Origin of the sequence: Corynebacterium hylobatis (genome assembly GCF_003955685.1) — a bacterium.
Classification (GTDB): domain Bacteria; phylum Actinomycetota; class Actinomycetes; order Mycobacteriales; family Mycobacteriaceae; genus Corynebacterium; species Corynebacterium hylobatis.
On record NZ_RXHJ01000002.1, the window covers coordinates 1 to 23,976 of the forward strand.

17 protein-coding genes and 1 pseudogene are annotated in these 23,976 nt (G+C 62.1%); 12 read left to right on the forward strand and 6 right to left on the reverse strand.

Annotation, left to right across the window (positions count from 1 at the left end; translation table 11 throughout):
- Window positions 1-2,091: DEAD/DEAH box helicase (locus EAH68_RS01270; RefSeq protein ID WP_126119516.1), on the reverse strand; the 2,091-nt coding region annotated here is incomplete at its 3' end.
- A gap of 158 nt (window positions 2,092-2,249) precedes the next feature.
- Window positions 2,250-3,527 carry an alpha-hydroxy acid oxidase gene (locus tag EAH68_RS01275; RefSeq protein ID WP_126119517.1) on the reverse strand — a complete coding sequence of 426 codons (1,278 nt, stop codon included), beginning with the start codon at window positions 3,525-3,527 and terminating at the stop codon, window positions 2,250-2,252.
- A gap of 313 nt (window positions 3,528-3,840) precedes the next feature.
- On the opposite strand from EAH68_RS01275, the gene EAH68_RS01280 reads away from it, so the two are divergent.
- The 11 genes and pseudogenes from EAH68_RS01280 (at window position 3,841) to EAH68_RS01330 (ending at window position 18,187) form a co-directional block, all read left to right on the forward strand.
- On the forward strand, window positions 3,841-5,229 hold the full coding sequence (locus tag EAH68_RS01280) for an amino acid permease (RefSeq protein ID WP_126119518.1): 1,389 nt from the start codon (window positions 3,841-3,843) through the stop codon (window positions 5,227-5,229).
- Window positions 5,226-5,522 carry a DUF6457 domain-containing protein gene (locus tag EAH68_RS01285; protein ID WP_126119519.1) on the forward strand — a complete coding sequence of 99 codons (297 nt, stop codon included), beginning with the start codon at window positions 5,226-5,228 and terminating at the stop codon, window positions 5,520-5,522. The genes EAH68_RS01280 and EAH68_RS01285 overlap by 4 nt, the downstream gene beginning before the upstream one ends.
- Before the next feature lie 26 nt (window positions 5,523-5,548).
- The gene (locus tag EAH68_RS01290) at window positions 5,549-7,864 is read left to right on the forward strand and encodes an FdhF/YdeP family oxidoreductase (protein ID WP_126119520.1); all 2,316 of its coding nucleotides are present in this window, start codon (window positions 5,549-5,551) and stop codon (window positions 7,862-7,864) included.
- Window positions 7,865-8,722, forward strand: a complete 858-nt coding sequence (gene fdhD, locus EAH68_RS01295) for a formate dehydrogenase accessory sulfurtransferase FdhD (RefSeq protein WP_126119521.1) — start codon at window positions 7,865-7,867, stop codon at window positions 8,720-8,722. It begins immediately after the preceding gene.
- A gap of 91 nt (window positions 8,723-8,813) precedes the next feature.
- A pseudogene (locus tag EAH68_RS15160) lies at window positions 8,814-9,030 on the forward strand (formimidoylglutamase); the annotation flags it as partial.
- Between the two features lie 455 nt (window positions 9,031-9,485).
- A complete protein-coding gene (locus EAH68_RS01305; RefSeq protein WP_126119522.1) occupies window positions 9,486-12,233 on the forward strand; it encodes a Z1 domain-containing protein in 2,748 nt (915 codons plus the stop codon).
- A complete protein-coding gene (locus EAH68_RS01310) occupies window positions 12,217-13,188 on the forward strand; it encodes a PD-(D/E)XK motif protein (protein ID WP_126119523.1) in 972 nt (323 codons plus the stop codon). Before EAH68_RS01305 ends, EAH68_RS01310 begins: the two co-directional genes overlap by 17 nt.
- A gap of 50 nt (window positions 13,189-13,238) precedes the next feature.
- The gene (locus EAH68_RS01315; RefSeq protein ID WP_126119524.1) at window positions 13,239-15,158 is read left to right on the forward strand and encodes a hypothetical protein; all 1,920 of its coding nucleotides are present in this window, start codon (window positions 13,239-13,241) and stop codon (window positions 15,156-15,158) included.
- The gene (locus tag EAH68_RS01320; RefSeq protein WP_126119525.1) at window positions 15,158-16,081 is read left to right on the forward strand and encodes a hypothetical protein; all 924 of its coding nucleotides are present in this window, start codon (window positions 15,158-15,160) and stop codon (window positions 16,079-16,081) included. Before EAH68_RS01315 ends, EAH68_RS01320 begins: the two co-directional genes overlap by 1 nt.
- A complete protein-coding gene (locus tag EAH68_RS14675) occupies window positions 16,078-16,842 on the forward strand; it encodes a DUF6339 family protein (RefSeq protein ID WP_164546366.1) in 765 nt (254 codons plus the stop codon). Before EAH68_RS01320 ends, EAH68_RS14675 begins: the two co-directional genes overlap by 4 nt.
- Before the next feature lie 58 nt (window positions 16,843-16,900).
- Entirely contained in the window at window positions 16,901-18,187 is a 1,287-nt protein-coding gene (locus EAH68_RS01330; RefSeq protein ID WP_126119526.1) for an ATP-binding protein, read from the forward strand.
- On the opposite strand, the gene EAH68_RS01335 is transcribed toward EAH68_RS01330, so the two are convergent.
- The 4 genes from EAH68_RS01335 to EAH68_RS01350 all read right to left on the reverse strand — a co-directional run bounded on the left by EAH68_RS01335 (window position 18,184) and on the right by EAH68_RS01350 (window position 22,529).
- Window positions 18,184-20,145 (reverse strand): DNA cytosine methyltransferase, encoded by a 1,962-nt coding sequence (locus EAH68_RS01335; protein ID WP_126119527.1) that lies wholly within the window; start codon window positions 20,143-20,145, stop codon window positions 18,184-18,186. The two genes, EAH68_RS01330 and EAH68_RS01335, sit on opposite strands and share 4 nt — an antisense overlap.
- Before the next feature lie 62 nt (window positions 20,146-20,207).
- Window positions 20,208-20,657 carry a very short patch repair endonuclease gene (locus EAH68_RS01340; RefSeq protein ID WP_126119528.1) on the reverse strand — a complete coding sequence of 150 codons (450 nt, stop codon included), beginning with the start codon at window positions 20,655-20,657 and terminating at the stop codon, window positions 20,208-20,210.
- A 119-nt stretch (window positions 20,658-20,776) separates the two neighbouring features.
- Window positions 20,777-21,910 carry an XRE family transcriptional regulator gene (locus tag EAH68_RS01345; protein ID WP_126119529.1) on the reverse strand — a complete coding sequence of 378 codons (1,134 nt, stop codon included), beginning with the start codon at window positions 21,908-21,910 and terminating at the stop codon, window positions 20,777-20,779.
- Window positions 21,855-22,529 (reverse strand): hypothetical protein, encoded by a 675-nt coding sequence (locus EAH68_RS01350; RefSeq protein ID WP_126119530.1) that lies wholly within the window; start codon window positions 22,527-22,529, stop codon window positions 21,855-21,857. The genes EAH68_RS01345 and EAH68_RS01350 overlap by 56 nt, the downstream gene beginning before the upstream one ends.
- Window positions 22,530-22,687: 158 nt before the next feature.
- Here EAH68_RS01350 and EAH68_RS01355 point away from each other — a divergent pair, with 158 nt between their 5' ends.
- Window positions 22,688-23,905, forward strand: a complete 1,218-nt coding sequence (locus EAH68_RS01355) for an alpha/beta hydrolase-fold protein (RefSeq protein ID WP_126119531.1) — start codon at window positions 22,688-22,690, stop codon at window positions 23,903-23,905.
- Window positions 23,906-23,976: the final 71 nt, after the last annotated feature.

Sequence of the window (23,976 nt, forward strand, 5' to 3'; positions counted from 1 at the left end):
ACCGCGGCTGCCGCCACGGTCATCGCGGTCACGGCCACCGCGGAAACCGCCACGGTCGTCACGGTCACGCCCGCCACGGTAACCGCCACGGTCGCCGCCGCGATCATCGCGACGCGGCGGACGGCCACCGGTGTCCGGCTCAATGTTGATCAGCTGGCCGGAGATGCGGGTATCGGACAGGCGGTCCAGAACCCCCGGGTCCATGTTTTTCGGCAGCTCGACCAGAGTGTGGTCGATGGCGATGGTGATGCGACCGAAGTCCTTGCTGGACAGGCCACCCTCGTTGGCCAGGGCACCGACGATGGCACCCGGACGGACGTGCTGACGCTTGCCCACCGCGAGGCGGTAGGTGGTGAAGTCACCGTCGCGCTCGAAGCGGGAGCCGCGATCCTCGGAACGTCCACCACGACGGTCGTCGCGGTCGAAGCGGTCCCGGCGGTCGCCGCGGTCCTGTCGGTCATTGCGCTCGCGGCGACGCTCCGGCGGCAGCTCCTTCATCAGGAAGTCGGCGCCAGCCTGGGCCTGGGCGGCCAGGGCTGCGGCGACGTCCTCGAGCGGAACGTCCTTCTCTTCGGCATAACGCTTGATCATCTTGCGGAACACGTCCAGCTGATCAGACTCGAGGGCCTCGGTGATGGTGTCGGCAAACTTGGCCTTGCGGGCCTCGTTGACGTCATCGACCGAGGGCAGCTCCATCTCGGTGAGCGGTGCCTTGGTGGCACGCTCGATGGCGCTGAGCATGCGACGCTCACGCGGGGTGACGAAGAGGATCGCCTCGCCGGTACGCCCTGCACGGCCGGTGCGGCCGATGCGGTGGACGTAGGACTCGGTGTCGTTCGGGATGTCGAAGTTGAACACGTGGCTGATGCGCTCGACGTCCAGGCCGCGGGCGGCGACGTCGGTGGCAACCAGGATGTCCAGTCGGCCGTCCTTGAGCTGATCGACCGTGCGCTCACGCTGGGCCTGGGCGATGTCGCCGTTGATGGCGGCAGCGGAGAATCCGCGGGCGCGCAGCTTCTCGGCGATCTCCTCGGTCTCATGGCGGGTGCGCACGAAGACGATCATGGCCTCGAACTCGGTGACCTCGAGGATGCGGGTGATCGCATCCAGCTTGTTGCGGTGTGCAACGTTGAGGTAGCGCTGGGTGATGTTGGTTGCGGTCCGGGTCTCGGACTTGACCGTGATCTCCTGCGGGTCGTTCAGGTACTGCTTGGAGATGCGCCGGATACCGTTGGGCATCGTCGCGGAGAACAGTGCGACCTGCTTCTCGTCCGGGGTGTCCCGGAGAATGCGCTCGACATCCTCCTGGAAGCCCATGTTGAGCATCTCGTCTGCCTCGTCGAGGACGAGGAAGCGCAGACGGGAGATGTCCAGGGAGCCCTTCTCCAGGTGGTCGATGACTCGACCCGGGGTGCCCACGATGATCTGGGCGCCACGGCGGAGACCGGAGAGCTGGATGCCGTAGGCCTGGCCACCGTAAATCGGCAGGACGTTGATCCGGCCCAGGTGGTCGGCGAAGGACTGGAAGGAATCCGCGACCTGGAGCGCGAGCTCACGGGTCGGTGCCAGGACCAGCGCCTGCGGCGAACGGTCCTCGATGTCGATGCGTGCCAGGACGGGCAGCGCGAAAGCCGCCGTCTTGCCGGTACCGGTCTGGGCGAGACCGACCACATCGTTGCCCTCCATGAGGACAGGAATGGTTTGAGCCTGAATGGCGGAGGGGGTTTCGAAACCCACCTTCTTCACCGCACGGAGGACAGCGTCGGGGAGGCCCAGGTTCGCGAACCCGTTGCCCTCCCCCTTCTCCTCTGAGGCTTCTTTGTTATCTGCGTCAGCAGTCTTTTCGTTGTCAGCGTTGTCCGGGACCTCGATGTCGGTCCCGGAGTCGGCAGCCTCAGAATTATCCGCGTCCCTGGTGTCCTGATCCGCCTTGGCCGGTGCGTCGGGATTAACTACATCCTCGACAGTCAGCGGCCCGGTGGAGGCGGATGCAGCCTGCGCTGCGTCACCTTGCGGGTTTTCCTGAGATTCCGACAGATTCATGTCATCCGGCTCGTTCACGCCGCCGGTGGCGTTATCGGTAATGCTCATTGCCTGCCCAGCGTAGTCGAATGAAAAGCAAAAAACCATTTCATGTGGGGTGTTCTTCGTCGCATAAGCGGCTGGGGACATGTCCGCTCACCACAGCCGCCTATCGACGCCGCCGGGGCCCTGCCACGATCACCGCGCCGAAAGGAAATACCAGAGGGCTAACTGCGGTGCTCTTCCCGGGAGAGAGACGCAGGAGCAGAGCCCCGCGGCACCAGCCTGCTCAGCTGAGTGACGTGCCGGGGCCCCAGTTCCGCCAGTTCCGAGACCTGGAGCAGCTGCATGGTCCGACGGATCTGTTCGCTGAGGATGTCGATGGCCCGTTCCACCCCGGCCTCACCGCCGGCCATGAGGCCGTAGAGGTAGGCCCGGCCGATGAACGTGAATTTCGCCCCCAGGGCGATGGCCGCGACGATGTCGGCGCCGTGCATGATGCCGGTGTCCATGGTGACGTCGATGTCATCACCCACTTCACGGGCCACCGCCGGCAGCAGGTGGAAGGGCACGGGTGCCCGGTCGAGCTGACGGCCCCCGTGATTGGACAGGACGATGCCGTCCACACCCAGGTCGGTGAGCTGCTTCGCGTCCTCCAGTGTCTGCACACCCTTGACCACCAGTTTCCCGGGCCACAGGGCACGGATCTCCGCCAGGTCGGAGAACTGGATCGAGGGGTCCATCGCCGAGTTGAGCAGTTCGCCCACCGTGCCGCCGGTCGACGACAGGGAGGCGAAGCTCAACGGCGGGGTGGTCAGGAAATCCCACCACCACCAGGGCCGCGGGACGGCATCGAGCACGGTGCCCAGGGAGATCTGCGGCGGGATGGAGAAACCGTTGCGCTTGTCCCGCAGGCGGGCACCGGCCACCGGGGCGTCCACGGTGAACAGCAGGGTGTCAAAGCCTGCCTGGGCGGCCCGTTCCACCAGGCCGAAGGAGATCTCACGCTCGCGCATCACATAGAGCTGGAAGAAGTTCCGGCCCTGCGGGTTGGCGGCGCGGACGTCCTCGATGGAGGTGGTGCCCAGCGTCGAGAGGCAGAAGGGGATTCCCGCGCGGCCTGCGGCTGCGGCACCGGCCCGCTCCCCCTCCGTCTGCATCAGACGGGTGAATCCGGTGGGTGCGATGCCGAAAGGCAGGGCGGAGGGACCGCCGAAGACCTCGCAGCTGGTGTCCACCCGGGAGACGTCCCGCAGGATCGAGGGGTGGAATTCGATGTCCTGGAAGGCCTGGCGGGACCGGGCCATGGAGATCTCCTCATCGGCGGCACCATCGGTGTAGTCGAAGGCGGCCGCCGGGGTGCGCCACCTGGCCAGGTCCCGGAGGTCCTCGATGGACTGGGCGTTGCGCAGGCGGGTCTGCCCCACCCGGAGGGAGGGGCGCCGGAATTTCAGCAGCTGGAAGAGCTCGCTGGGCTGGGGTATCTGGCGCTGCATCTTCACCATGGGGTTCCTTCCGTCCGAAATGTGATCCAGACTACCTTCAGGTGAAGGCCCCGGCGAGGATGTACTACCGGGGGCCGGCGGGCGACGCAGCGGGACGGTCCCCAAAGTCAATGCCGCCTCTTCGAGAACAGCCTTTCGAGAGGAGCCTCTTCGCGGGCCCCAGGGACGGTCTTCTCGAAGAGGTGATCTCGAAGAGGAGGACGGCCAGGGATACGAGGCCTGCAGTCCAGGCGGATTCTCTTCCATCCTCCCCAGGTCTAAGGTGTTACCTGGCTTTTCCACATCTTCCCCCCGTCCGGCAAAGGATCCGTCCATGACCGAAACTCCGACGGCGACGTCCACGACCGTCGTCAAGCGGCCCGGCCTCAAGGCCCGGCACATCCACTTCATCGCGCTGGGTTCGGCCATCGGCACGGGCCTGTTCTACGGCTCGGCCGGCGCGATACAGGCTGCCGGTCCCTCCGTGCTGCTGGTCTACCTGCTCGGCGGCGCGGTGGTGTACTTCATGCTCCGCGCCCTCGGCGAGATGGCCGTGCGCATGCCCGTCACCGGTTCTTTCGCCGAGTACACCCGCGCCCACCTGGGCGGCTGGGCCGGTTACATCACCGGCTGGATGTTCGCCTTCGAGATGATGATCGTGTGTCTGGCGGACCTCACGGCCATCGCCATCTACATGCGCTTCTGGTTCCCGGACACCCAGCAGTGGATCTGGGTGGCGGCCACCCTGCTCATCGTGGGCGCGGCGAACCTGGCGAGTGTGCGCAGCTTCGGTGAGCTGGAGTTCATCTTCACCATCATCAAGGTCACGGCCGTGGTGGGCATGATCATCGGTGGCGCCGCCATCCTCGCCTTCGGGTTGGGCGATTCCGCGCACAACGTCGGCCTGGACAACCTGGTCAATGACGGCGGCTTCTTCCCCAACGGTTTCGAGGGCATGATCGCCGCCTTCATCCTCGTCCTCTTCGCTTTCGGCGGCACCGAGATCATCGGCGTGGCCGGCACCGAAGCGGAGGACCCGGAGCGGGCGATCCCGAAGGCCGTGAACACCGTGCCCGCGCGCATCCTGCTCTTCTACGTCGGTGCGATCCTGGTCATCCTGGCGCTGAACCCGTGGGCCACCATCACCGGTGAGGAATCGCCCTTCGTGCAGATCTTCTCCACCCTCGGCGTGAACTGGGCCGCCGCACTGCTCAACGTCGTGGTCATCACCGCGGCGCTCTCGGCCATCAACGCCGATCTCTTCGGCGCGGGCCGCGTCCTCACCGGCCTGGCGAAGCAGAACCTCGCCCCGAAGATCATGGCGAAGACGGTGCGCGGCATCCCCGTGATGACCACCGTCATCCTCCTGCTCACCCTCATCGTGGGCACCGCGCTCAACGCCATCCTGCCGGAGCGGGTCTTCGAGATCGTGGCCGCCCTGGCCACCTTCGCCACCATCTACGTGTGGCTGATGATCCTGCTGGCGCAGGTTGCTTCTCGACGCCGCATGTCCCCCACCGAGGTAGCCGAACTGAAGTTCCCCGTGCCCCTCTGGCCCTACGGGCAGTTCTTCGCCATCGCCTTCATCATCTTCACCTTCGGCATCATGATCTGGCTGGACCAGTACCACCTGGCACTGGGTGTGGGTGTCGGCTTCCTCATCCTCATGACCGCGCTCTACTACGCCACCGGCCGGCCCAAGGTGCAGGGGGCGGCCGTATGAGTGCGGAGAAGTCCGGCCAGGACCTGAGCGAGGCGAAGGCCTGGCTGGAGCAGGTCTCCGGGGAACTCGGTCTGGCACCGGAGATCATCGAGGAACTGCTCCATGACCTGCTGGATCTCACCCGCGATGTGGCTCACGGTCCCTCCCGACCGGCCGCACCGCTGACCGCCTTCCTCGTGGGCCTGGCCAGCGGCCGCGCGCTGACCGCGGACATGCCGGATGAGGGGGCCGTGGATAAGTCCCGCGAGAACATCACCCGGGTCCTCGACCTGCTGGACAACCTCTCTACATAGACCCATTCGGCGGCTACCATGGATTCATGGTCACTCCGCATCAGGTCTCCGCCGTCAACCCGGTCGCCAACGAATTCGACAACCCGAAGGTCACGAAGCGGTCGAAGTCCGCCGCCGGATTGCCGGGTGTCTACCACGCGATGCAGCACGCCATCCCGGCGCGCGGCCTGCTGCCCCTGCTGACAATGAACAAGCACGGCGGCGTGGACTGCCCGGGTTGTGCCTGGCCGGAACCTGCCCAGGGGGATATCGGGGTGGTGGAGTTCTGCGAGAACGGCGCGAAGGCCATCGCGGAGGAAACCACCCCGGACCGGGCGGGCGTGGATTTCTGGGCGCAGCACACTGTGCAGGACCTGCGGGCGAAGACCGACCACTGGCTGGGCAAGCAGGGACGTATCACCGCCCCTATGCTCTATGACCGCAGCAGCGGGGATGAGCACTACCGCCCGGTCAGCTGGGACGAGGCCTACCGGATCATCGCGGAGCAGCTGCAGGAGACGGAGCCGGAGGAGGCCATCTGGTACACCTCGGGGCGTGCCTCCAACGAGGCGGCCTACATGTTCGGCCTGCTGGCCCGGCGCCACGGCAGCAACAACCTGCCCGACTGCGGCAACATGTGCCACGAGTCCACCGGTTCCGCCCTCGGTGAGACGCTCGGCCTGGGCAAGGGCTCGGTGACCATGAACGACTTCTACATCACCGACCTGATGATCTCCGTGGGCCAGAACCCGGGCACGAACCACCCGCGCGCGCTGACCGCCTTCCAGAAGTGCAAGGAGAACGGCGGGAAGATCCTGGCGATCAACCCGATCCCGGAGACCGGCCTCATGGCCTTCTCCGAGCCGCAGTCCGTCAAGGGTGCACTCGGCATCTCGGAGAAGCTGGCCGATGAGTACCTGCAGATCCGCCTCGACGGCGACCGCGCCTTCTTCCAGGCCCTCAACCGCGAGCTGATCCGCCGCGACGCCATCGACCACGAGTTCCTGGACAAGTTCTGCTCCGGCGTGGAGGAGACGATCGAGCACCTCAACAGCCTCGATGATGCGGAGCTGCTGCGCGGCTGTGGGCTGAGCATGGCGGAGATTCAGAAGGCCGCGGACATCGTCGAGGAGTCCAGCAGCGTGATCGTCACCTGGACGCTGGGGGTGACCCAGCACAAGAACGCCGTCTACACCATCCGGGAGATGGTCAACTTCCTGCTGCTTACGGGCAACATCGGTAAGCCAGGTGCCGGTACCGCTCCCCTGCGCGGCCACTCCAACGTCCAGGGCAACCGCACCGTGGGCATCTGGGAGAAGATGCCGGACCGTTTCCTGCAGGCACTGGAGGACCGTTTCGGTTTCGACGTCCCGCGCGAGGACGGCCTCGACACCGTCGATGCCCTGCGCGCCATGTGGGAGGGCAAGACGAAGTTCTTCATGTCGCTGGGCGGCAACCTGGTGCGCGTCGCCTCGGACACCACCCGCCTGGAATCGGCCATGAGCCAGCAGGAACTGACCGTGCACCTGTCCACCAAGCCCAACGGCTCCCATGCCTGGCCGGGTGAGAAGTCGCTGATCCTGCCGGTCCGGGCACGCACGGACGAGGACGTCCAGGCTGCCGGCCGCCAGCAGATCACCGTGGAGAACTCCGTGGGCATCGTCTCCGCCTCGGTGGGCAAGCGACGCGCCAACAAGGACCTGGACCTGCAGGCCGAGCCGGAGATCATCGGGAAAATCGGCCACCACACCTTCGGCGATGATTTCTGGCTGCCCATGGTCGATGACTACGGCGTGGTCCGCGATCACATCGAGGCCACCATCCCCGGCTTCGAGGACTACAACCGCCGCATCGAGATCCCCGGTGGTTTCGCCCTGCCCAACGGCCCCCGCGAGCGGATCTTCCACACCGCGACCGGCAAGGCGCAGCTGACCGTCAACCAGACCGAGGTCATCGAACTGCCCGAAGGCCATCTGCTGCTGCAGACCGTGCGTTCGCATGACCAGTACAACTCCACCATCTACGGCCTGGACGACCGCTACCGCGGCGTGAAGAACGGCCGCCGGGTGGTCTTCGTCAACCCCGAGGACGCCCGCGAGCGCGGCCTGCGCGACGGCGACCTGGTCGACATCGTCTCCGTCTTCCGGGGCGAGGAACGCCGCGCCCCGAACTTCCGGGTCGTGGAGTACCCCTCCGCCCGCGACTGCGTGACCACCTACTTCCCCGAGGCCAACGTGCTCGTGCCGATGGATTCCGTGGCCGAGCTGTCCAATACCCCGGTGTCCAAGTCCGTGATCGTGCGCCTGGAGCCGCTGGGCACGCGGGCCGAGGACCACGTCTCGGAGAAGGCGGAGGCGAAGTAGATGGGGCGGATCACCCGCGACTTCGCGGTCACCCGCGTGCACGTGGCGGAGGACGGCAGCTGGTTCACCGACACGCGTGCCGACACCGTCGCCGGGGAGGAACCGCTGGAGCTGCAGGTCAACGGCACGACGCTGACCACGACGATGCGCACCCCGGGCCACGACATCGAGCTCATCCACGGCTTCCTCCACGGCGAGGGGCTCATCCACGGGCGCACTGACGTGGCGGAGGCCCGCTACTGCTCCGGCACGGACGCCTCCGGGCAGAACACCTACAACCTGCTGGAGGTGGAACTCGCCCGCGGGGTGGCGACCCCGGGACCGGAGTTCGTCCGGGCGGTGACCACCACCTCGGCCTGCGGGGTGTGCGGTTCCAGCTCCATCAAGCAGATCATGGGCAAGCAAACCCACCCGATCACCCCGATCGAACTCGACCCCAACGTGGTCATCTCCCTGCCAGAGAAACTCCGCGCGAGGCAGAAAGCTTTTCGACGCACCGGCGGCATCCACGCCGCCGGCGCCTTCACCCTCGAGGGCGAGCCGGTGGTCATCCGCGAGGACATCGGCCGGCACAACGCCGCCGACAAGGTCATCGGTTCCCTTCTGCTGGCCGACCGCCTGCCCGCCGAGGAGCTGATCCTGGTGATGAGCAGCCGCGCCTCCTTCGAGCTGGTGCAGAAGGCCGTGATGGCCGGTTTCCCCGCCCTGGTGGCGGTCTCCGCGGCCAGCTCCCTGGCTGTGGAGCTGGCCCGGGAGGCCGGGATGACACTGACCGGTTTCACGCGGGGTGAGCGTTTCAACCTGTATTCGGGGGCGCTGAAGGCTGCGCCTCAGGTGACCCTCTCCGCACCCCGGTAGGTGCGCCAGCTCAGCGGCATGCCCGGCCGGTAGGCCAGGTCGATGGCGTGGGCGGTGTCGGATCAGCCCATCCCCTCGTATCCTGCGGGGCATGACCTCCATCAACAGAGATTTCCCCGCCGAGGCCTGGACCGGCCGCGATGATGGACCGGGCCCAGGGCACGCGCGCTGGCATTCCGTCATCGGCCCAGTCACGGACACCCCCGGGGTGGCTCTGCTGGGCTTCGCTTCTGAGGAGAGCGTGCGCCGCAACAGCGGCCGACTCGGTGCCGCTGCAGGGCCCCGCCATCCGTTCCGCTCTGACCTCGCACTTGAGCTCACGGCTGATCGCTCGCACATCCACGTCAGCATCGAACTTGATGCTCTTCCGGCTGCGGATGCCGGGGGGCAGCGCTTCCGCTGCAGTGAGCATCTAACTGGCCTATTATTCGCGCAGTGTCGCTCGCTCTGGCCCGTACCGACTGACTTTCGCTTGTCGACGTCATCGAGTTCAACCCCTCCTTCGACTATGACAACCGCACGGCACGCATTGCTGCGTGGCTGGTCAGCGATATATCCGAGGCTTAGTTGACGAGTTTCACAATCGGATGGACAGGAAGGTTCCCTCTACAGAGTCTAACTCTCCTCCAGCACCCACCGCTTGTCTTGCTCAGCGATTCGACATCATCTTCTCGCCCTGTCGTGCGTTCCCGATAATGTTGTTCCCAAAGGGCGAACGGCTGAAGTTTTCTCGGCCAGTTCACACAGTGACGAAAGGGAACTCATGTCGGAACAACAGCTCGACGAAGACTTGGTCCTCGACTATGTGGAGGACTTCAACGACCAGTCACGGCTCGGACGTGACCTGGATGCCACGAAGAAGAAGTTTCTCCGTCGCTACCCCGATTCGGCGGCAGAGATCGAGGAAGCCTATGAAAGGCAACGCCAGGCCCTGGGTTTCGCCAACCGGCGGCATCAGATTGGAGCATACAAGCGGGAGAAGCGCGGCGAGCACTGGTACCGCCCCGATTTGAATGTCGATGTTTTCTGGCCGCCACTGCGGACGATCATTGAAAACGACCTCGGCGAGGCAGTTGACAGCATCGACGATTCCTCCACAGCTGTCGTGAACGGTCTCCGTCCGCATCAGGAGCTTCAGAACATCAAGGGTCTGGTGCTCGGTTATGTGCAGAGTGGAAAGACGACCAACTTCCTGTCAGTGATCGCCAAGGCTGCCGACGCGGGCTTTCGTCTGGTTATCGTTCTCACGGGAATCACTGAAAACCTGCGCCAGCAGACGCAGGAACGAATCGACGAGCAGCTCATAAACCCCCAGCGATCCCGCTGGCACCGGCTGACGAGTGTCGAGCATGATTTCTCGGGGATCGATGACAATGCCGCCAAGCTCGCCAATCACAACGAACGATTCATCGCAGTTGTCAAAAAGAACTCGGCGCGACTGAGGAGGCTGAACGAATGGCTCAATAGTGCCGCGGATATCGTGCACCAGTGCCCGATCCTTGTGATCGATGACGAATCCGACCAAGCTTCCATCGACGTTTCACCGCAGACGAAATCCGAGCGTTCAGCGATCAACCGTCAGATCAATCATCTGCTTGACCACGACATCACCGCCTACGTGGCCTACTCCGCCACGCCCTTCGCGAACATCCTGATCGATCCCAGCAAGACGGATGATCTCTATCCCTCTGACTTCATAGTGACACTCCCAGAGCCCAGAGGGTATTTCGGATCCCGCGCACTCTTCGGCCGCGCCCCCCTCAATGGCGAAGATTCGGGCGATGTGGATCCTGACGGTTATGACATGATCCGTATCATCTCGGAAGCAGAAGTCGAAGGCATCCGACCGGGAGGCAAGAACGACCCTGACAAGTCTGTGCAAGGCGGTGAGGGTCTGAGTGCTGCGATCCGCTGGTTCCTCATGGCGACAGCGGCACGCAGAGTCCGAGGGCAAGGAAATAAGCATTCTTCAATGCTGATCCACACCTCGATGCTCACGGCAGACCACGAAGACCTGAGATTCCAGGTTGATCACGAGCTTTCGGGATTGCGTGCGGCGATCAAGTCCGAATCCGACATCCCCCGAGAATGGTGTGAACAGTGGGACGAGGAATCCGGGCGGATACCTGCAGAGACCTTCGGCCTAAAGCCGGTCTCATTCGATGACCTTTCGTCCTTCATTCCCGATGTCCTCCGCGAAACCAGGCTGATCGTCGACAATGGCACGTCCACCGAACGACTCAACTACACGCAGGGTCCTGTCTCGGTCATAGCCATCGGTGGTAATACCCTCTCCCGCGGTCTTACTCTGGAAGGCTTGGTCTCTTCCTATTTTGTTCGTCGTGCGTCCGCCTATGACACCCTGCTTCAGATGGGCCGCTGGTTCGGATTCCGAAACGGATATCAGGATTTGCCGAGAATCTGGATGCCAGAGGAGCTCAACCGGTGGTTCAATGACCTGTCGACCGTGGAAGCGGAGCTTCGGGAAGAGCTCGATGTCTATGTGCAGGAACAGGTTTCCCCGATTGAAATTCAGGCGCGTATCCGGATGCATCCGGACATGATGATCACGAGTCGCGCCAAGATGCAGGATGCGGTGAAGGCGCAGGTCAGTTTCCAGGGCAAAAAGGAACAGACAATCAAGTTCAAGGAAACGGACCTTGATTGGCTGACTTCCAACGAGAATGCAGTGAAGCAACTCGTCCGGGAAATACAGAATCGCGGGATCAACGAGCAGACCGGCGTATACGGTTCACCGGTCTTCATTGGAGTTCCTCCCCAGCTCATCATTGATTTCCTCGACCAATACTCGATTCATCCGGACACCCGGCTCGGTAAGGACAATGCCGCCCTACTCAAGAAGTACATCAGGAAGGAGTCCGAGAACCGTCGGTTCCGCAGTTGGAACGTCTCCTTCATGACGCAGAGTAACTCTGAGCTTGGCACCATAGACTTGGGTCTGCAGACGGAGATCCCGCTCCTCAAGCGCTCGAAGCTTGTGACCAGTCAGGAAGGTGAGGCGAACATCAAGGCCCTCGTGACGACTCAGGATCGTCTGAATGACGTCATCCGAGACGCCGAGGAAGACCGCGCTGCTTTCCGTCTGGAAGTCGAAGAGAAGATCAAGGAAGCAGGCAGCAAGGAAAAGCCTGTCCGCGAGCTTCACGACAAGCACGTGGGTCCGGGCATCGGGCATCTCGCCATCTACCCGATTCAGGCCAAGTCTGATCCGCGGAGCTCATCAAGCAATAACGGGGTATCTTCTGACTCGGTTTCCACCAAGAAGAGGGGGCAGCACCGTACCAGTCTGAATGCCGTCGCCGATGTCCTCGGTCTCGGATTGTTCTTCCCCACGTCCTCAGCCCCCGACTCCGCTGTCGATTACATGACCGCCCCGGAACCTGACAAGGAACTCATCGAGGAGTACCGCGCCGCTGCAGAGGAAGTGAGAGCCCTCAATGAAAAGGACGAAGCTGCTATGAGGAGTGAGACTGATGACTCCATCGATTGAGTTGTTCAACGAGCTACGTGCCGCAACGGAGGCCGCTCCACCATCTTCCCGCCACGGGAATGATCTCGTCACAAAGCTCGCTAACACTTCTGGTGCGGTGCGTATTTTCCAGGAGCTCGACGGCCGCATAGGATTGTTTATTCCCCTCGGCGCGGAGGATCCCACGAGCATCCCACCAGATATCCGCAGCCGCTACATCACTCTGCGTACCGTGCAGAGGAATGCGCGGAGCGTCGTCCAGCTGCAACTGGAGAATCCCGCACTCGAGAATGTATTTCACGTCTTCGTGGATACTTTCTTCAAGAGTTTCCGAAACGACAGAGAGCGTGCTGCCACGATCGCACAGGCCCAGCTCAAACGCTGGCGTTCGCTGTTCACTCCCGTCCCTCCCAACTCTCTCAGCGACACTGAGGAGATCGGCATCATCTGCGAACTGCAGGAGATGCAGCTTCTGCTCGCCACGGACGGTGCCCTAGCTTTTTACCGGTGGACCGGTCCTGACCAGCAGGCCCACGACTTCCGGTTTGAGGACCGCGGAATTGAGTGCAAGGCCACTCGTGTTTCAAATGGTCTCCACGTGACCATCAACGGCTCCCAGCAGCTTCTCGCTGAGACTGACAGGCGGTTGCTTCTCTCCGTACGAAAGTATGAGAGCACTCCAAACGGTGACATCACACTCAGTGGTGTTGTTCGCCGGATTCTGGAGAATGACCTGATCCCATCCGACGAACTGCTCAGTCGGCTGGAAGAGATGAGGTTCTCGATGGCTGGGGTCGATCCCAAGACGGAAAACAGGTATCGCCTGGTGGGCAGGTATGTTTTCGAGGTCGGGGCAGGTTTCCCTCGGCTCATCGTCGCTGACACCGAGAAGCGGATCTCCGCAGTGCACTACGGCATCGATCTGACAGAGCCGGATATAATTCCAGGTTATCGAAAGGACGGTTCACTGATCTAATGACCCCATCGGCATTTCACCATGAGGAATTCTTCCTCGACTCAGGAAACATGCACGGTAACTCGGCTACGTCGGCGATCGGACGTCCGAGTCTCGAGAGTTGGGACCTTTTCACCCGAGAGACCCTGCAGAACAGTTGGGACGCCCGAGACCGGTCCAGCAGCGAAGACGGAGTCACTTTCTCGATCGACTACCGCCGACTGACCGGCCACCGGTCGGAAGCCCTCAGAAACTTTTTCGGCACCGGAACTGAAGGCCTGCCGGCCTTGGCAGGATTCCTCGCAGAGCCGCGGGAAACTCCACTGCCGGTCCTCCTGGTCAGCGATACCGGCACCTCGGGTCTCCAGGGACCGACGTCGGCGGCCCAGCACTGTGCAGGGCGCGACGACTTCGTCTCCTTCGTGAGGAACATCGGTCGACGCGCCGAGAAGGAGCTCCGTGGAGGAACCTATGGGTTCGGCAAGGGTGTCTTCTTCAACATAAGTGACTCGCAGACTGTGCTCATCTACACTCGGACCAGGGACGAAAATGGTGCTCCGGCCCGACGGTTCATCGCCATGGCCAACGGCAACGGCTACACGAAGAACTCCTATGAGTACACGGGCCGACACTGGTGGGGAGTGAAGGAGCTCGGCGTCCAGGAGAATGTCTATGCGAATCCCTTTACGGGTCCCGAGGCTGATGCTCTCGCACGCACCTTTCAGATGGATTCCCACTTCACCGAGGAACGTCCCACCGGTACCACTGTCGCAGTGGTCAACCCACGTATCGATCCGGATGAGGTAGATACTGTCATGGAAACCATCTCCAATGCACTCACCAAGTGGGCTTGGCCTCACATGGTGTCCAGGTCGGGGGACATGGACCCGATCGACTTCTCGGTGACGGTGGATGGCCGTGAGATTCCGATTCCCGATCCTCTCAAGGATCCTCTTCTGCGGCCGTTTGTCCGCGCTTATCGTCTTGCCATCAAGGAACCGGAACACCTTGATCCGAATTCCTTTGTGACGGAATTCCAGAAGTCCGGCCCCCGGAAGTGGATGGATATCGTCTCAGGCAATCCGGTGGAGTATCTCGGCAGACTGGCCGTCCAATCGACCCCGGCGGAAAACAACCCGCAGCCTTCTGTCCTCGATGACGGGATGAACCACCACGTGGCTCTGATGCGTGGGCCCAGGATGATCGTCAACTACTGGCAGGGACCCCGCGCCTCAGCAGAGGACTGTTACGCCGGTATCTTTCAAGCCGCGGAGCATCTCGATTCGTTGTTCGCCGCCAGTGAGCCACCGGCACACGATGAGTGGAATCCGACAACAGTGAACCTCAAGGACGCCCGATTTCACAGGAATGGCAAACCGAGAAGGTCGAACCCTGTACGTATCGCGATGAATCGCCTGCGTGATTCCCTGAAGAACGAGACCTCTTCGAAGGTGGAGAATGACTCGACGGGAGACGCCTCGGCATTGAGCACAATTTCCAGCTCCCTGGGTTCGGTCATGCCTAGTGCCGCAGGATCGAGTCGACGGATCACCCGTCCTCAACCCGGTCGGCTCACCCGGCAGAAGCCAGTCAAGAGCCACCACGGTGTTCGTTCATCCATCTCCCTGGCTTCACTGCACGCCACTTCCAGAGGAACTCTCGCCCTGTTCAAGGTGGGTGTCGACTCCAGTCCGAAGGCACTGGAGAACGAAGTACGGGTGGAAGTGGAGTCAGCCGTGCTCGTCGACGGAAAACGTCAGCTCGAGGCCAAGGACGGCCTCGTCATGCCGACCCCCCTGGGTTGGGTTGCACCCCATGAGTTGGAGAAAAGCCTAGAGGGGATCGTCGGTAGGAACGCAAGCGATCAGGATCTCCACCGGATCATGCGCTCTCCCTCCTGGGAGAGCTACTACGCGGTCATTCAGCCCATCAATTCGGCCATCTCCGCGGATGTGGTCGTCACTGTTCAGGCAGAGGGAGATGACCAGTAATGGCCACAACCAGCCTGGGTTACAACGTCCCAGCGGACGACACCATCTCTTTGCTGAGCTACGACATCTCTGTTGACGGCGTGTCGATACTGGTTGATGATGCTCAATCCTCGTCAGCCACGTGGTCTGATCAGTCCACCGTCACCGCTTATTTCGAACTGGAGGTGGACCTCGAGGAAGTGCTCAGACAGTCCTTCCCAGTTTCCTCGGGTTCTGCAGGTGGCGCGGTCCTGGGAACAGTGATCAACTGGAAATCGTCACGTACCGGCTTGCACGGTGCCTCAGCGCCCGTCACGCTTGTGGACGGCATCAACACCGTGAACCTCAGTCTTGACGGCTCCACGCTGGGTGGTGACCTCAACCTCCGTGCCAGTGTCATCCTGCTGGAGAATCCGGGGGCAACTCCCGACGATCTAGGGCCGACGATGACCGGCTCCAGGCTCTGGGAGAATTCAATCCGGGTGCAGCTGGAGGGTGCCGGCTCTCAATTCCCGACGAGCGCGTTCGATTTCGAAAAGGCGGGGTACTCCCCCACTCATGCGATGTGGAGGATCGACATTGACTCGGCTCTCGAGTCCCACATCTCGTCTGCAGTGCGTCTCAAGCTGAACTCCGGTCATCCGCGTGTTGCGGAGTACCTCTTGGATCCGAATGGAAAGACACAGGCGGAGTTCCAGCAGTTTCTCCGTGCTGACACAGTCGTGCAGATGCTCACCTTTGCGCTCAACTCGGATCTTGCCCAGTTGGAGGAAGATTCGGCAGAGGAGGGTACACTCGCGGAAACCCTCAAGCAGATGCACGATGTTTACTTCTCGAACGTGTCGATCCACTCAACACGTGAGCTATACCTTGCGGACCCGAGCTTCGTGACCGCTACTGTGCAGGCAAGCATCTTCAATCCGAATCGGAGGATGGGCAAGTGACCGGAAAGTATCTTTCCCATTACCGACTGGAGAGAAGTGACGCAGTGCGTGTCATCTCAGAAATGGTTGTACTGGATGTCGAGCAGTGTGCTTCATTAGCGACAGTCACTCACCCGAAGGCGTATCCCCCTCCACTGGTGGCCCAGCTCCCCACAGCGGGTTTCCTGAGGGACGTACGGTCCGGAGTACTGTCCATTGCCGAAGAGCACGGCTTCCCTCACAGGAAGAAAACTAAAGACATAACACTGTCCGCGTTTGATGTCAAGGTAGGGAACTTCCTTCTCAATTCGCTGGCTATTTCTCCCGCCGATGCCGGAATGGAGGAGACGTGGAACTTCCTGTCGTTGGTTCTGCTCCCAGACGTCGCAGCTTGGCGTTTCCAGAACAAGACGAAGAATCCCGAGTACGACCGTTGGCTTGGTCGTCCACGCAACGTGTTTCGGAAGGCCTGGTGGCGTGCGTACTGTCTGGGGCCCGACCTCAACGCCACCCTGGGTGAGGACGAGGGGGTCAACATCATGGAGCGCCCGACCTTCGGGTTGAACCCGACCCTCGCACGGGCGATCGCGCGTGCCCACAACGAATTCAGCAGCCACTATAGCCTCGCGCGATCTGAGCTCCTGAGGCTGGTGATGGTTCAGCTCGGCAAGCTCTCGTCGATCGTCAACCTCGATTCCTTACCGGAAGGCGAGATCACTAAGCTTGTCGACAACACGTACCGCGCCACCGCAGACAAGTTCGAGACCACGATCGACAGCTGATCGTTTCACTCCTCGCCAGAAATCACCCGGCCAGTTCTCACACAGGAAAGTAAGGGACATGCCCAACCGTCTCTCTGTCGCGCCCTCGGCACGCCGTCTCACCAAATCGCTCCGTGACATCGGATACAGCTTCGAGTCCGCTGTCGCAGATCTGGTGGACAACAGCGTGGCCGCAGGTGCTGACAGGATCGTCATCGAGATCCATTTTGAAGGGCGAGGTTCCTACCTCACTATCATCGACAACGGTGCCGGCATGCACGAGGAACAGATCAACGAGGCCATGCGCTTTGGCAGCCGCAGGGAGTATGAGGACGGCGATCTCGGTCGCTACGGTCTCGGGCTCAAGACCGCTTCGCTCTCCCAGTGCCGACGACTTGAAGTTGTGAGCAGGGGCAACCGACTTTCTTCCCCGGTCGCCCGGGCGATTGACCTTGATTTCATTCAGGCGGTTGACGACTGGGTCACCCTCGATATCTCTGAGGAGGCCGAGGCACTGGTATCAGCTTCGCTCATCACCGGGGACAGCGGTTCAGTCGTGGTGTGGAGGAAGCTGGACAGGCTCCTGCCCGCAAAGTCTCCGGAAGGGGGCTGGGCCAGACGCCGCATTGAAGGCCTGGCACCCAAACTCGAGGCCCATCTGTCGATGGTCTTCCACCGCTTCCTCTCCGGCGAATCCGGTTCGCGAATCAGTATTTCCGTGAATGGAACCGAACTGGAACCCTGGGACCCTTTCGGCAGAGATGAGGCCGCCACCCAGGCTCTGGACGTGGACGAGTTCGAGATTGAGCACGGGGACGTCTCCGACACGGTCACCCTTCGCCGCTATCTTCTGCCCTCGCGCAAGGACTACTCCTCTCGGGAAGCCTTTGAACATGCTTCTGGCCCGGAAAAATGGAACCGCCAGCAGGGGCTCTACATCTACAGAGCCAATCGTCTGGTGCAGTGGGGAGGGTGGGCCGGCATCCGCACGATTGACGAGCACACCAAATCCGCGCGTGCGTCCCTAGATTTCGGCACGACCCTCGATGAGGCGTTCAACATCAACGTCGCCAAAATGCGGGTCAACCTCCCGGGACAGCTCCGCAAGATGATGTCCCGCCCAGTCAACGAACTGTGCATCGCTGCGGATGCAGCCTACCGTCGGAACAATCAGCGGACGGTCACAGAAGACCTGGCAGCCCCCAAGAAGCCTTTTGCTCCGAGTGGTGATGAATCAGGGGCAGCCATCGGACTTGCGCTGCGTACCGCCGCAGCCCGCACCGGGAACTTTGAGGCATTGGAGGCAATCTCCACGCTCATCAAGACCGAGATGCCGGAACTCGCCCGACACCTCGGCTTCGACTAGAAGAGTTCCTTCTGCCCGTTGTCCCCTGCTACGCCGAACTTCTGGCACTTGCGGCGCAGCGGGCAGATATCGCAGGCCGGATTCTCAATGGTGCACACGGTCCTGCTCAGCTCGAAGAGTGCGAGGTGAACAGCTCGCGCGTGCTCGTTCATTCCGAGCATGCGGGCGATACTCAGACGTCCTTCTGAGAGCTTGTTCCGACTCTCCATGTCCATTCCCTGGAACCTGGTGGTGATCCGGAGAATGCCCTTGGCGACGATGACCGGTTCCTCGCTCTTGTTTCCCTCTGCATCAGCAGTCGGAGCAGAGAGCTCCAGTAAATCGATGAGAGCGGGATTGACGGAGGGTAGCTTTTCCCTGCTGATACGCGGTTCCCACAGTGCGCTGGTATCCCGTCGGATCTCGTCCGCGAGCTTCTCCAGACGCATGATGCGCTTCTCGAACCGCTTCCCGGTGAAGACTGACCTTAGGACCTTCACAGATTCCTCTGGGACCGGCTGTCCCGGGACAGGACCGGGAAGTTCCTTGATGAGAGGCCAGATCATACGTAGTTCTTCGCGGGAAGCCCTCTCCAGGAAGATCTCACAGATGAGGACCTTCCAGCGGTCACCAGTGCGCAGCCAGGGTTGAAGAAGGGCATCTTCGGGAAGATTCCGGTACCAGTCTGCGAGGACCATCGAGATCTCACGGGCCTGCACCCCCTTTTTGCTGCCCCGCTGGAGTGCATCAAGTGCGGCTGCACCAATAGCCTCACCCAGTCGGACAGGGACGGCGTTTCCGATCTGGCGGAAGGCGGCGCTGGGAGGACCACTGAATCGGAAATCATCCGGGAAAGTCTGCAGACGGGCAGCTTCCCGGACAGTGAGGGTACGCGACTGCCGCGGGTGGATGAAGCCGTAGCCATCCTTGGCGATATGTGCCGTGATGGTGCGTGAGAGGTCGTTCTCATCCAGACGCTTGTACTTGTCATTGAAAATGTCGGAACGATAGCGACGCAGGCGCTCCGGAAGCTCCGAGTACTTCGTTTCGGCAGTCATGAGCTCGAAGGCCTCACGGTCGTCTTCACGGACCGGACGGGTGATGTGGTCGTATAGCCTGTTGGATTCTCCGGCAGGAACATTCCTCCGGATGTACTTCTGGAAATCCGTGACCGGACCCCTGTACTCTGCCCAACCGTCGGCGCCTCCCGGAGGACGCCAGCCGCCCTCCACCTCAGGCATGTCCCCGATTGCATTCCAGACCGTGACCTTCTTCGTGGTCTCTTCGGGCCAGTCGAACTTGATGTTGTCCCGCATAGCCACCAGAATCAGACGCTGGCGGAACTGAGGAACTCCATAGCGCCAGGTATCCACCACTTTCTCCTCGACGCTGTAACCGATCTGCTCCAGCTCCTCTATCATGCTCCGCAGGATGAACATCTCGTTGTCGAGTGCCATGTCAGGAACGTTCTCCATGATGACAATCTTCGGTCGTGCCAGGTAGACCACCTCAAGATAGGCACGCCAGAGGTTGCGCCGCTGGTCCTCTGGATCGCGTTCACCCTTCTCCACCAGGTGCCGGATGCCGGATCTTCCTGCCTTGGAGAAAGGTTGACAGGGAGGGCCTCCGGCAAGGACCTCAATGTTGGCGTCAAGCATGACCTGTGCGACGCGCTCAACATTCTCCGTCGTAGCCAAGTCCCAATCAACGGACATTCCAGGGAAACGCGCGGAATGAGTCTCCACTGCGTAGTCATAATGGTCGACTCCGAAAATGACCTCAATACCCGCGTTCACCAGTCCCTGGCTCAGACCTCCTGCTCCAGCGAAAAGGTCAGCTCCGAGGATAGCTCCCGCCTTCCTCCTCTCAGCCGCGTAGGAGGTAAGTTCTTCCACCGTCCTGCAGTATTGCGGGTGAGGGGGTAGTTTCACATAGGGGCCACGAACCTGGCTAACTGCGTACTCGTCTACTTTTTTCACTTGAGCAATGTACCGGGGGCCTCCGACACAAACCTTTCCGAAATATGAAATATTCGAACTGACTATCGACCTGATGAGCTGATGTCTCTCCACACCCACTCGATCTCGTCGGCTATCTCTTCCGGATCGTCGTGCTCCCAGTAGTGGAGTGGAAGCCAACCCAAGGCTTCGAGGGCAGCATCCTTCTCGCGATCACGTTCCTGATTCCGTAAGAGTTTAGCCTTCCACCACTCTCGGTTGTTAAACGGCATGGTCCCGTGCAGCGGGCAGGCGTGCCAGAAACAACCATCGATGAAGACAGCTATCTTTGCCCGTGTGAAGGCGATATCGGGCGTGCCGGGTACTCCGCGGAAGTTGACCCGGAATCTCAGCCCCCTCCGATGGAGTTCGGACCGTACGGCCCGCTCAATCAGGGAACCGGCACGCGGCATGTTCCGCATCTGATTCCGCACATGAATATTGAGTGGTGCAGGCCTATCCCCCAGTTTCGGGACGGGGATAGGTCCAGACATGCCTCCATTCTGCCTGATAATCACATTCCCCTCTCCACAGCAGGCCCATTGAACAGACGCTAATTCCTTCCTCAGTATGCAGCAGTTGTCCAGCGTCTCCCCTCCCGTTTGACTCGGCCTCATACCAACCTCAACTTCACCGGCCGCGCAGCCACGTTCACCATCGGCTCCACACTGCTCCCCCCCACCATGCGTAGCGCCGTAGAGAAGGTCAACGCGTGTACCTCACCGGCAGGAAGGCACAGCTCCACTGCAGCGTCGGCAACCAAATAGTGCTTCGAACCGAAAACCTGGGGGAACACTCGGGAAGTCTCGTGGACCGACATCCCTTCGGGTTCCCCGTGCCGGTAACCACGGCGCTCCAGTTCAGCGCAGTTCTGCCGGTAGGCCCAGTCACTGAGCCAGCCGACCTTATGGGACGTGTAGGTGGCGGCCATCGCGGAAACACGAAAAATGGTCTTGAATTCCATCAGCTCGTCCACGGAAGGGTTCTGCGGGAGGTGCTCGATGATCGCGGTGTGGGGCATGAGGAACTCGGAGGCGAAGATGTCGGCCTCTCGCTCGTGGGCCGCCGCCACATCCTCATTCCGGTGCAGCGTCAGGTGTCCCAGCTCGTGCGCCACGTCGAAGCGGCTGCGCTCCGGGGTCTTGCGCCGTGCCAGGAAAATGAAGGGGGTTTCCCCCTGCCAGACGGAGTAGGCGTCGACTTCCTCGGCCAGGGCCGGCAGGCTGAACACCCGGATGCCGTGGAATTCGGAGAGCTGCACCAGGTTGGGCAGCGGCCCGGTTCCCAGTCCCCACGCCTCGCGGAGCATTCGTGCCGCGGTGCGGGGGTCGTGGCCGCTGAGGTCCGGCAGGTTCGGAGCCCGCAGGCTGAAGCGTTGGGCGATCCAGCCGGCGATATCCATGGCGATGGCGCCGGCGGCCTTCGCAGCCTTCCGCTGGATCGCGGTGGTGGTACGACCGGCGCGGAAGTTGACCTCGGCGTCGGAAAGATCGGTGCAGTCGGCCAGGTGAAAGAAGCCGACGGGAAAGCTGAGGGCCCCGGAGAGATCGCCTGCCCGGGACAGCGGTGCGCCGTTGTTCTCGTAGGTGTTCACCGTCCGCGGGCTCACGCCGAGCTGGCGTGCCAGATCGGTCTTGGTCAGTCCGCGGCGTTGGCGGGCGATGGCGATCCGGCTCGGGGAGAGGAAACGGCTAGGCGGTGCGTCCCCGCTCCTCAACCGTGAACTCGACATCGTGTTCTCCCGCATCCAGTGGTCGCCTCATCGTCGTCTTGTAGTCAATGGCCGGCAGGATCACCCTGATCCGCCAGCCGGTGAACCTGCCGCCCTTGATCCCCTCAGGAAGGGAGATCTCGGAGCGTAGTTCACCGTCGTCCCGGTAATAGATTAGGAACCAGGTCCCCGGTGGCGGGGCATCGGGGTCGGTTTTGTCGGACAGATATTCGACGATCTCGGGAAATGCCAGTTGGCCGCCCAGGACGAATTCCTCGGTGGCCCTGCCCTTGCGCTTCTGTACGTTGGGGCAGGCTGTCGGCGACTCAGAACCGGTCTCGGTGTTCCCGCCGAGCACAGAGAGCGTGTAGCTGCGGCTGAGATGACGCAGGTAGGGGCGGTTAGATCTGTCCTCGGAACGCCAGTGCCCCGTGTCCTGCAGTTCCTCCCGCAGGGTGCCCACGGTATAGGACCAGCGGCTGAAACCCGGCGCGGTGACCGGGAAGAAGGGGGTGAGGTTGCGTGCCGCAAGCTCACCGCTGCCCAGGGCATCCCGCACGGCGGCGGTGTCTATACCCATGTGCGCGAGGTATCCCTCCGCCTCCTCGGGCCCGACGATCTGCGGGAGGTCGCTTACCTGGAAGAGCGATTCCATAACGTCTCCTTCGCACGATCCATCCGTTCCTCAAATTATTGCACGGAACCGGAAGACGGGGAAGCGGGCCCCGAATAAGCAATGCACCCGACGCTTTTCAGTAACGTCGGTGACAACAGCCAGTGACTCGGAGCCCGAAAGGTGGCAGCGAACGCACAATGACCAGGACCTTCTTCCTCACCGAGGATCAGATCATCGAGAACTACAGCAATGCCGACAAGGAGGCGCTGGACCGCTTCTGGGACCTCGTCAGCCGGTTCGGCACCCCGATGCGGGAACTCAACGGCGTGCGCACCACCTTCGTGTGGCGGGACCTGGGCGAGAATACCCCGATGCACCTGTACATGAACCGGATCACCGACAAACAGAACTACGACGTCGGCCGGATGAAGCAGGTGCCGGGCGCGGACATCCATGTCCTCACCCTGGAGCTCGCCTCCACCCTCACTGCCTCCTACGGCTTCCAGTCGGCCGCCCAGAATGGGGAGCGCCCGAAGGGCCCGCCACCGCATGACCACTACCCCACGTATCTGGACACCCACAACCCCCGCGCGCTGGTGCGTGACGGCATCAACGGGCTGTCCTTGTTCGAGGGGCCCTTCAACCGCTTCCGGCGGGAGTGGCACTTCGATGCCGGGGACATCGCCGGCACCCTGTTCAGCGAGGAGGTCCAGGTTGGTGGTGCTCTGCGGCGCCTCTGGCTCTACCTGCCCGCCGAAACCGGCGACGAGCCGCTGCCGTTGATGACGCTGTTTGACGCGGAGATCTGGTTCGGGCGCCTGCACCTGCCCGTCGCGCTGGAGAAGGCCGCCGCCGAAGGGAAGATACCGCCGATGGCGGTGCTGGGCGTGTCCAATGTGGACCGGGCGGATCGGGTCGCCTCCCTGAGCGCCAACGAGGAGTTCCTCGCGGATGTCTCCGGTACCGCCACCATCTGGGCCGTCACCCATGCCGCCTCCCGTGGGGTCACGCTTGCCGGGCCGGAGGGCCAGATCATCGCCGGCCAGAGCTTGGGCGGGCTCTCCGCTCTAGTTTCCGCCCTGCGTGAGCCGCAGCGCTACCGGTGGGCCATCGCGGCCTCCCCCTCCCTCTGGTGGGAGCCCGGCGAGAAGCGCGCACCCGCTGACTTGGGTGACCGCTCCGTCGACTGGCTCACCGAACAGTTCGGGACCAGCAAGGATCCGGAGATCGAGACCAAAGTACTGCTCAGCGTCGGCGTCCGCGAGGGGTTGAGCGTGCCCCATGTCCACCTGATGGAGCAGACCATGCGCTACTTCCGTTGGGATGTAGGTCTCAACGTCTACGACGGCGGACACGATTTCGCGTGGTGGCGCATGGCGCTGATCGATGATCTGGAGCGGATCTTCGCGGGCTGAGGCCCCTGGGACCTCCTCCACCACCTCCGATTGCGATAGGTAAGCCTCACCTCAATAATGTGGTGGTTGTC

Excerpts from the sequence above, each read along its gene's own strand:
- EAH68_RS01275 (WP_126119517.1), bottom strand. The coding sequence starts at position 3,527 with ATGGTGAAGATGCAGCGCCAGATACCCCAGCCCAGCGAGCTCTTCCAG.
- EAH68_RS01280 (WP_126119518.1), top strand. The coding sequence starts at position 3,841 with ATGACCGAAACTCCGACGGCGACGTCCACGACCGTCGTCAAGCGGCCC.
- EAH68_RS01285 (WP_126119519.1), top strand. The coding sequence starts at position 5,226 with ATGAGTGCGGAGAAGTCCGGCCAGGACCTGAGCGAGGCGAAGGCCTGG.
- EAH68_RS01290 (WP_126119520.1), top strand. The coding sequence starts at position 5,549 with ATGGTCACTCCGCATCAGGTCTCCGCCGTCAACCCGGTCGCCAACGAA.
- fdhD (WP_126119521.1), top strand. The coding sequence starts at position 7,865 with ATGGGGCGGATCACCCGCGACTTCGCGGTCACCCGCGTGCACGTGGCG.
- EAH68_RS01305 (WP_126119522.1), top strand. The coding sequence starts at position 9,486 with ATGTCGGAACAACAGCTCGACGAAGACTTGGTCCTCGACTATGTGGAG.
- EAH68_RS01310 (WP_126119523.1), top strand. The coding sequence starts at position 12,217 with ATGACTCCATCGATTGAGTTGTTCAACGAGCTACGTGCCGCAACGGAG.
- EAH68_RS01315 (WP_126119524.1), top strand. The coding sequence starts at position 13,239 with ATGCACGGTAACTCGGCTACGTCGGCGATCGGACGTCCGAGTCTCGAG.
- EAH68_RS01320 (WP_126119525.1), top strand. The coding sequence starts at position 15,158 with ATGGCCACAACCAGCCTGGGTTACAACGTCCCAGCGGACGACACCATC.
- EAH68_RS01330 (WP_126119526.1), top strand. The coding sequence starts at position 16,901 with ATGCCCAACCGTCTCTCTGTCGCGCCCTCGGCACGCCGTCTCACCAAA.
- EAH68_RS01340 (WP_126119528.1), bottom strand. The coding sequence starts at position 20,657 with ATGTCTGGACCTATCCCCGTCCCGAAACTGGGGGATAGGCCTGCACCA.
- EAH68_RS01345 (WP_126119529.1), bottom strand. The coding sequence starts at position 21,910 with ATGCGGGAGAACACGATGTCGAGTTCACGGTTGAGGAGCGGGGACGCA.
- EAH68_RS01350 (WP_126119530.1), bottom strand. The coding sequence starts at position 22,529 with ATGGAATCGCTCTTCCAGGTAAGCGACCTCCCGCAGATCGTCGGGCCC.
- EAH68_RS01355 (WP_126119531.1), top strand. The coding sequence starts at position 22,688 with ATGACCAGGACCTTCTTCCTCACCGAGGATCAGATCATCGAGAACTAC.